Here is a 7,938-nt window from a genome sequence, read left to right as displayed (position 1 = left end):
GCCAGGCCGGCGGGCCGCGCTCGTCGAGGCGCTCGGCCAGCGACTGCAGCAGCGCGTTGTCGACCACGATGCCCATCAGCTCGAAGCCCGGCGGGCTGCAGAGGTCGAGCTCGTCGCAGCGCCCGACCATCACCGACTCGGTGTCGAGCCGCTGGCCCGAGAAGCGCGCCTCGCCCTCCTGCCGGCAGGTCAGCGCGAAGCCGCAGCACTCGGGATTCATCTCGCCGTGCTGGCGCAGCGCGCGATTGGTGGTCTCGCGCACCAGCCGCAGGCCCGGCAGCTGCACGTGGTCGAGAAAGCCCGCGAAGCTGCCGCCCGAGAGCATGTCGCACTCCAGGTGCCAGCCGCTCTGGCTGCTGGCATAGGCGTCGATGTCGTGCGTGGTGAAGGTCCAGCGCTCGATGGGAAGGCGGGGGGTGGAGGCGGTCTGGCAGTTCATGGCGGATATCCACGGGGACGGGGGATCCCCTGGACCGAAGCAATCTCCAGACCAGATTGTTTCGTTGACAACGATCTCAAAGCACCGGGAGAAACCCTCGGCGCCCGGGCCTGAATTCCATCGGATCCGCGCACCCCGAAGAGAATGCGTGGCGATCCACGAACGCCAGGAGACTGCATGAGCCCCCAAGCCACCGGCCGGCTTCAAGGAAACGACCTGATCATCGAGCGCAGGTTTCGCGCGCCCATCGACGACGTCTGGGCCAGCGTCACGAGGCCCGAGAAGACCGCGCTCTGGTTCGGGCCCTGGGAAGGCGAGGCCGGCCAGGGCATGACCGTGCGGCTCCAGCTGGTGCACGAAAAGGACCAGCCCTGGACCGAGCTGAGGATCGATGCCTGCGAGGCGCCGCATCGCCTCGCGGTCGCGACCGTGGACGAGTTCGGCGAGTGGCGCCTCGAGCTGACGCTGGCGCAGCAGGACGACATCACCACGCTGCGCTTCGTGCAACGCCTGGACGATCCGGCGCTCGCGGCGGAGGTGGGCCCGGGCTGGGAGTACTACCTCGACATGCTGGTCGCCGCGCGCGAGGGCCGTGCGCTGCCGTCCTTCGGCGACTACTACCCCGCGCAGAAGGCCCACTACCTCCAGGGCCTGTAACCCGCCTACTCGAGCTCGCCGCTGGGCTCGAAGCCCGTGGTGCTGTCGAACAGCTTCTGCACGATGGTCTGCAGCACGCGCCGCTCGTCGGCCGAGAGATGCGCGAACAGCCGCTGCGCGGTGTCGTGCGCGAGCGGCACCATGTCGCGGTAGAGCGCGAGGCCTTCTTCCTCGAGCGAGACGATGACCTTGCGCCGGTCCTCGGCGGAAGGGTGCATGTTGGCCAGGCCGAGGTCGACCAGCCGATGCTGCGCGCGGCTCACGCGTGCCTTGTCCATGCTGGTCTTGCGCGCGATCTCGAGCGCCGACAGCGCGCCGTACTTACCGAGCACCACCACGATGCGCCACTCGGGGATCTGCAGCGCGAAGCGGCCGGCGATCGCCTGGCCCACCGACTGGCTCACGCGATTGGCGACCACCGAGAGCTGGAACGGCAGGAAAGTCTCGAGGTCGAAGTCATCGGCGATCGAGCGCGGCGGCGAGGAGTTGCGTGAACGGGGCACGGTGCGAGCGAGGAGGTGAAGGGCGCGGACAGTATAGGAACGCGTTCATGCATCGCACCCACACAGCGACGATGGACGCACGAGGTTTGCCAGTTTTCGATAACGCGGCATGGGGTGCGATCCCTATCGTCGCGGCATGGACTATCCCGAACTCGCCCTGCACATCGCCGGCCGATGGCGCACGCAGACCGCAGGCGGCCAGCGCGCCGTCGTCGATCCCGCCACCGAAACCACCCTCGCGCAATTGCCGCTCGCCAGCCGCGACGAACTCGCGCAGGCCGCCGAGTCCGCGCGCCGCGGCTTCGCGCTCTGGCGCGCGAAGAGCGCGCTCGAGCGCTGCAACATCCTGCGCACCGCCGCGCAGACGATCCGCGACCGGGCGAAGACCATCGCCCAGGTGCTCACGCTCGAGCAGGGCAAGCCGCTGGCCGAGGCGCTGCGCGAGGTCACGCTGTCGGCCGACATCGTCGACTTCCAGGCCGAGGAGGCCAAGCGCCTGTACGGCCGGCTGGTGCCGCCGCGCGTCGAGGGCATCCTCTCGCAGGCGGTCACGCGCCAGCCGGTCGGCCCCGTGGCGGCCTTCACGCCGTGGAACTTCCCGGCCAACCTGCCGACGCGCAAGCTCGCGAGCGCGCTGGCCGCGGGCTGCAGCGTGGTCATCAAGCCGGCCGAGGAAACGCCGGGCACCTGCATGCTGCTGGTACGCGCCTTCCTCGACGCGGGCGTGCCGCCCGATGCGCTCAACATGGTGTGCGGCGATCCGGCCGAGGTGTCCTCGTTCCTCATCGACCATCCCGCGATCGCCAAGGTCTCGTTCACCGGCTCGATCGCGGTGGGCCAGCTGCTCGGCGAACAGGCGGCGCGCCACGTCAAGCGCTTCACGGGCGAGCTCGGTGGCCACGCGCCGGTGATCGTCTGCGAGGACGCCGACTTCGCGTTCGCGCTCAAGAACTCGATCGCCGCCAAGTTCCGCAACGCGGGCCAGGTCTGCGCCTCGCCGATCCGCTTCTACCTGCCGCGCGCGCGCTTCGATGAATGGGCCGAGGCCTTCGTTCAGGCCGCGCGCGCGCTGCGCATCGGTGCCGGCACCGATCCCGCGACGCAGATGGGCCCGCTCGCGCATGCACGGCGCATCGAGGACATGCAGCGCTTCGTCGACGACGCCGTCGACCGCGGCGCGCGGCTGCTGTGCGGCGGCCGGCGCATCGCGCGGCCCGGCTACTTCTTCGAGCCCACGGTGATCGCCGATGCGCCCGACGACAGCCGCGTGATGCGCCAGGAGCCCTTCGGCCCGATCGCGGTGCTGCAGCCCTACGACACGCTCGACGAAGCCATCGCCGCCGCCAACGCCCTGCCCTACGGCCTCGGCGCCTATGCCTTCACGCGCGACCTGCAGACCGCGCACCGCCTGGGCGAAGCGCTCGAGGCCGGCATGGTCGGCATCAACCATTTCGGCGTCTCGCAGCCCGAGATGCCCTTCGGCGGCTGGAAGCAGAGCGGCATCGGGCAGGAGATGGGCGCCGAGGGCCTGCTGCACTACACCGAACTCAAGACCATCACCGTGGGAGTCCCCGCATGACAACGACAGACATCGACGCACTCAAGGAAGACAACGCCCGCTACCTGTGGCACCCCATGGCCCATCCGCAGGCCATGCAGAAGAGCAAGCCCGACATCGTCGCGCGCGGCCAGGGCTGCTGGATCTGGGACGTGGACGGCCACAAGATGCTCGACGGCGTCGGCGGCCTGTGGGCCGCGAACCTGGGCCACAGCAACCGGGCGGTGCGCGACGCGATCGTGGCGCAGCTCGACGAGCTACCGTTCTACAACGTGTTCCGCGGCACCACGCATCCGCGCGCGATCGAGCTGTCGAAGCGCATCGTGCAGACGATGGAACCCGACGGCGTGGCCGCGGTGTTCTTCAGCAACGGCGGCTCCGACGCGGTGGAGGGCGCGCTCAAGCTCGCGCGCCAGTACTGGAAGCTGCAGGGCCAGGCCGATCGCTACAAGTTCATCGCGCTGCGCCAGGGCTACCACGGCGTGCACTTCGGCGGCATGAGCGTGAACGGCAACCTCAACTTCCGCCGCGCCTACGAGCCCCTGCTGCCCGGCTGCTTCCACGTTGACACGCCGTGGCTCTACCGCAATCCCTACACGCAGGACCCCGAGGAACTCGGCGAGATCTGCGCCACCCTGCTCGAGCGCGAGATTCAGTTCCAGGGGCCCGACACCGTGGCCGCCTTCATCGCCGAGCCGATCCAGGGCGCCGGCGGCGTGATCGTGCCGCCGCCCAACTACTGGCCGCGCGTGCGCGAGATCTGCGACAAGTACGGCGTGCTGCTGATCGCCGACGAGGTCGTCACCGGCTTCGGCCGCGGCGGCGCGCTGTTCGGCACGCGGCTGTGGAACGTCAAGGCCGACCTCTGGTGCCTGGCCAAGGGCATCTCCTCGGGCTACGTGCCGCTGGGCGCCACCGCCATCGGCGCCAAGGTGGCCGAGGTCTTCCTCAACGACCCCACGGGCCAGGCCGCGGTGGGTCATGGCTACACCTACAGCGCGCATCCGGTGGCCGCGGCGGCGGCGCTCGCCACGCTCGACCAGATCGAGGCGCTCGACGTGCCCGGCAACGCGGCGCGCGTGGGCGCGCATTTCCAGGCGCGCGTGCGGCCCTTCGTCGACCGCTTCAGCTTCGTCGGCGACGTGCGCGGCATGGGCCTGATGCTCGGCATCGAGATGGTGGCCGACAAGGCCACGCGCACCACGCTGCCGCGCGGCAACCCGATCGCCGCGAAGGTGGCGCAGGCGGCCTACCGGCGCGGGCTGATGGTGCGCATCTCGGGCCCGAACCTGATCCTGTCGCCGCCGCTGGTCATCACGCGCGAGGAGGTCGACTACATGGTCGATGCGCTCGAGGGCGCCTTCGCCGACGTGGAAGCCACGCTGTGAGCAAGGTGCCGACCATTCTGCTGATCGGCACCGCCGACACCAAGAGCGCCGAGCTGCTGTTCATGCGCGAGTGCATCGAGGCCGGCGGCGGCCGCGTGGCGGTGATGGACGTGGGCGTGCTCGACGGCGCGCCCTTCGTGCCCGAGATCACGAATGCCGAAGTGGCCGCGGCCGCCGGCCGCAGCGTGGCCGAGGTGGCGGCCAGCGGCGACGAGAACAGCGCCATGACCCTGATGGCGCGCGGCGCCGCCAGGCTGGCCGCGCGCTGGCACGCCGAGGGCCGCATCGACGGCCTGCTGGCGCTCGGCGGCACCATGGGCACCGACCTCGCGCTCGAGGTGGCGCAGGCGCTGCCGCTGGGCGTGCCGAAGGTGGTGGTCTCGACCATCGCCTACTCGCACCTGCTGCCGCCCGAACGCATCCCGCCCGACCTGATCATGGTGCTGTGGGCCGGTGGCCTCTACGGCCTCAACAGCCTGTGCCGCTCGGCGCTGAGCCAGGCCGCGGGCGCGGTGCTCGGCGCCTGCCGCCAGGCGCGCGCACCGGCCTTCGAACGGCCGCTGGTCGGCATGACCTCGCTGGGCTCGAGCGCGCTGACCTACATGAAGACGCTCAAGCCCGCGCTCGAGGCGCGCGGCTACGAGGTCGCGGTGTTCCACACCACCGGCATGGGCGGTCGTGCCTTCGAGGCGCTGGCCGCCGAGGGTCGCTTCTGCGCCGTGATGGACTTCAGCCTGCAGGAACTGGCGAACCAGCTCGGCGGCTCCTGCGTGACCGCCGGGCCCGACCGGCTGCTCGGCGCCGGCCGCGCCGGCACGCCGCAGATCGTGGCGCCAGGCGCCATCGACATGCTCGACTTCCCGGCCTGGCAGCCCACGCCCCAAGGCCTCGAAGGCCGGCCGGCCCACACGCACAACCGGCTGCTGGCCTCGGCGCTCAGCGCGCCCGAATTCCGGCGCGGCGTGGCGACCGAGATCGCGAGCCGCCTGGCGCGCGCGGAAGGCGCCACCTGCGTGCTGTTGCCGCTGCAGGGCATCGAGGGCTGGGACCGGCCCGGCGAGCCGCTGCACGATCCCGAAGGCCTGGCCGCCTTCACCGCCGCGCTGCGCGACAGTGTCGGCGCCACGCGCCTGATCGAGCTCGACGCACACATCAACGACGCCGCCTTCTGCGAGGCCGCGCTGCGGGTGTTCGATGCCTGGGTCGCCGACGGCACCGTGCCCGCGGGGAGGCCGGCATGAGCACAACGCAAGCCCTGGTGCTCGACTTCGGCGGCGTCATCAGCCGCACGCTGTTCGAGACCCATGCGCTGACCGAGGAAGCGCTCGCGCTGCCGCGCGGCACGCTGACCTGGCGCGGCCCCTTCGACCTCGCGAGCGATCCGCTGTGGCGCGACATGCAGGCCGACAAGCTCTCGGAGCGCGACTACTGGATGGCGCGCACGCGCGAGGTCGGTGCGCTGGTGGGCGAGCGCTGGGACGCGATGGAGACCTTCGTGCAACGCGCGCGCGGCGCCGATCCCGAAGCCGCGATCCGGCCCGAGGCGCTGGCCGCGATCGAGGCCGCGCGCCGCGCGGGCTGCCGGCTCGCGATCCTCTCGAACGAGCTCGACCTGTTCTACGGCGCCGACTTCCGCCGCCGCCTGCCCTTCATGGCGGCCTTCGACGTGGTGGTCGACGCCACCCACACCGGCATCCTCAAGCCCGATGCGCGCGCCTACCGGCAGTGCCTCGATGAACTCGGCCTGCCGCCCGAGGCCTGCGTGTTCGTCGACGACCAGCTGCGCAACATCGCCGGCGCCGAGCGCGTGGGCCTGCGCTGCGTGCACTTCGACGTGATGCAGCCCGCCGCGAGCTACGCGCAGGCTCTCGCGCTGCTCGGCATCCCCTCTTCCTCTTCGCAACGACCATGACCCCGACCTTCGAACCCACCGTGCCGCGCGAACGCGTGCAGGTCCTGATGCGCGCCGAGCAGGAGCGCTACGCACGCACCCATGCGCGATCCGGCGAACTCTTCGCGCAAGGCCAGCAGGCCTGGCTCTACGGCGCGCCCTCGCACTGGATGCGCCGCTGGATCGGCGGCTGGCCGCTCTACGTGCAGGACGCGAAGCTGCCCTACGGCGCGCGCTTCGTCGACGTCGACGGCCACGGCTATGCCGACTTCTGCCTCGGCGACACCGGCGGCATGTGCGGCCATGGCCACCCGGCCGTGGTCGAGGCACTGGCGCGGCAGGCGCGCATCGGCAGCTCGCTGATGCTGCCCACCGACGACGCGGCCTGGGTCGGCGAGGAACTCGCGCGGCGCTTCGGCCTGCCCTACTGGAACCTCACGACCTCGGCCTCGGACGCCAACCGCGCCTGCATCCGGCTCGCGCGCATGGTCACGGGCCGGCCGCGCGTGCTGGTGTTCTCGGGCTGCTACCACGGCTCGGTCGAAGAGGCGCACGTCGAGCTGCGCGACGGCGCGGTCGCGATGCGCAACGACATCCACCCCAACGGCTTCCCGCACGACCGCCTGTCGGCCGTGGTCGAGTTCAACGACCTGCCCGCGCTCGAACGCGCGCTGCGCGCCGGCGACGTGGCCTGCGTGCTGGCCGAGCCGGCCATGACCAACTACGGCATGATCGCGCCCGCGCCCGGCTTCCACGATGCGCTGCGCCGCCTCACGCGCGAGACCGGCACCCTGCTGGTCATCGACGAGACCCACACCATCTCGAGCGGCCCCGGCGGCTACACGCGCGCGCACGGCCTCGCGCCCGACATGTTCGTGATCGGCAAGGCCATCGCCGGCGGCATTCCCGCCGCGGCCTTCGGCCTCAGCGCCGAGACCGCCGAGCGCGTGTGGCAGGTGCTGCCCAAGCTGCATCCGACCCAACGGCAGTCGGCGCATGCCGGCTTCGGCGGCACGCTGGCCGGCAATGCGCTCACCGTGGCCGTGATGCGCGCGGTGCTGTCGCAGGTGCTGACGCCCGAGGCCTTCGAGCGCATGCTCGTGCTCGCCGAGCGGCTGGCCGATGGCGTGAACGCGAGCATCGCCAGGGCCGGCCTGCCCTGGCACGCGACCCAGGTCGGCGCGCGCGTCGAGACCCTGTTTAGCCCCGATGCGCCGCGCAACGCCGCCGACGTGCGGCGCACGCGCGACGGCGAGCTCGAGGCGCTGCTGCACCTCTACATGATGAACCGCGGCGTGCTGATCACGCCCTTCCACAACATGATGCTGTGCTGCCCCGGCACCACCGGGCGCGAAGTGGACGAACACGATGCGGCCTTCGCCGATTTCGCGCGGGAGTGCAGCGCATGAGCGGCAACGATCCCTTCGGGCTGCAGGGCAAGGTCGCGCTGGTCACCGGCGGCGGGCGCGGCATCGGCGCCGCAATCGCGCAGGCCTTCGCCG

The 7,938-nt window shown here is 71.3% G+C and carries 8 protein-coding genes and 1 pseudogene; 7 read left to right on the top strand and 2 right to left on the bottom strand.

Going from position 1 to position 7,938, the window contains the following annotated elements; all coding sequences use genetic code 11:
* Window positions 1–439, bottom strand: a 439-nt coding sequence (locus tag AC27VN_RS25795) for a hypothetical protein (RefSeq protein ID WP_490878364.1), incomplete at its 3' end; no start/stop codon positions are given.
* Window positions 440–616: 177 nt separating this feature from the next.
* Here AC27VN_RS25795 and AC27VN_RS25790 point away from each other — a divergent pair.
* On the top strand, window positions 617–1,096 hold the full coding sequence (locus AC27VN_RS25790; RefSeq protein WP_490878363.1) for an SRPBCC family protein: 480 nt from the start codon (window positions 617–619) through the stop codon (window positions 1,094–1,096).
* 5 nt (window positions 1,097–1,101) lie between these two features.
* Here the strand turns inward: AC27VN_RS25790 and AC27VN_RS25785 are convergent, their stop codons facing one another.
* Window positions 1,102–1,599: a MarR family winged helix-turn-helix transcriptional regulator gene (locus AC27VN_RS25785; protein ID WP_490878362.1), complete on the bottom strand. Its 498-nt coding sequence runs from the start codon at window positions 1,597–1,599 to the stop codon at window positions 1,102–1,104.
* 136 nt (window positions 1,600–1,735) lie between these two features.
* Here AC27VN_RS25785 and AC27VN_RS25780 point away from each other — a divergent pair, with 136 nt between their 5' ends.
* From AC27VN_RS25780 to AC27VN_RS25755, 6 genes and pseudogenes are all read left to right on the top strand, one after another.
* Window positions 1,736–3,178: an NAD-dependent succinate-semialdehyde dehydrogenase gene (locus AC27VN_RS25780; protein WP_490878361.1), complete on the top strand. Its 1,443-nt coding sequence runs from the start codon at window positions 1,736–1,738 to the stop codon at window positions 3,176–3,178.
* The gene (locus AC27VN_RS25775; RefSeq protein WP_208511774.1) at window positions 3,175–4,545 is read left to right on the top strand and encodes an aminotransferase class III-fold pyridoxal phosphate-dependent enzyme; all 1,371 of its coding nucleotides are present in this window, start codon (window positions 3,175–3,177) and stop codon (window positions 4,543–4,545) included. Before AC27VN_RS25780 ends, AC27VN_RS25775 begins: the two co-directional genes overlap by 4 nt.
* A complete protein-coding gene (locus AC27VN_RS25770) occupies window positions 4,542–5,786 on the top strand; it encodes a Tm-1-like ATP-binding domain-containing protein (RefSeq protein ID WP_490878360.1) in 1,245 nt (414 codons plus the stop codon). The genes AC27VN_RS25775 and AC27VN_RS25770 overlap by 4 nt, the downstream gene beginning before the upstream one ends.
* Complete coding sequence (locus AC27VN_RS25765; RefSeq protein ID WP_490878359.1) at window positions 5,783–6,457, top strand: HAD-IA family hydrolase; 675 nt, start codon at window positions 5,783–5,785, stop codon at window positions 6,455–6,457. The genes AC27VN_RS25770 and AC27VN_RS25765 overlap by 4 nt, the downstream gene beginning before the upstream one ends.
* On the top strand, window positions 6,454–7,845 hold the full coding sequence (locus AC27VN_RS25760; RefSeq protein ID WP_490878358.1) for a transaminase: 1,392 nt from the start codon (window positions 6,454–6,456) through the stop codon (window positions 7,843–7,845). Before AC27VN_RS25765 ends, AC27VN_RS25760 begins: the two co-directional genes overlap by 4 nt.
* Window positions 7,842–7,938: pseudogene (locus tag AC27VN_RS25755) on the top strand (3-ketoacyl-ACP reductase); the annotation flags it as partial. The gene AC27VN_RS25760 and the pseudogene AC27VN_RS25755, both read left to right, overlap by 4 nt.

This window comes from Variovorax sp. 20P10.2.4, assembly GCF_058244205.1.
The sequence above is the reverse complement of the archived record's forward strand: the minus strand, read 5'-3'. Positions and strand labels throughout refer to the sequence as shown.

Excerpts from the sequence above, each read along its gene's own strand:
- AC27VN_RS25765 (WP_490878359.1), top strand. The coding sequence starts at position 5,783 with ATGAGCACAACGCAAGCCCTGGTGCTCGACTTCGGCGGCGTCATCAGC.
- AC27VN_RS25760 (WP_490878358.1), top strand. The coding sequence starts at position 6,454 with ATGACCCCGACCTTCGAACCCACCGTGCCGCGCGAACGCGTGCAGGTC.
- AC27VN_RS25780 (WP_490878361.1), top strand. The coding sequence starts at position 1,736 with ATGGACTATCCCGAACTCGCCCTGCACATCGCCGGCCGATGGCGCACG.
- AC27VN_RS25775 (WP_208511774.1), top strand. The coding sequence starts at position 3,175 with ATGACAACGACAGACATCGACGCACTCAAGGAAGACAACGCCCGCTAC.
- AC27VN_RS25790 (WP_490878363.1), top strand. The coding sequence starts at position 617 with ATGAGCCCCCAAGCCACCGGCCGGCTTCAAGGAAACGACCTGATCATC.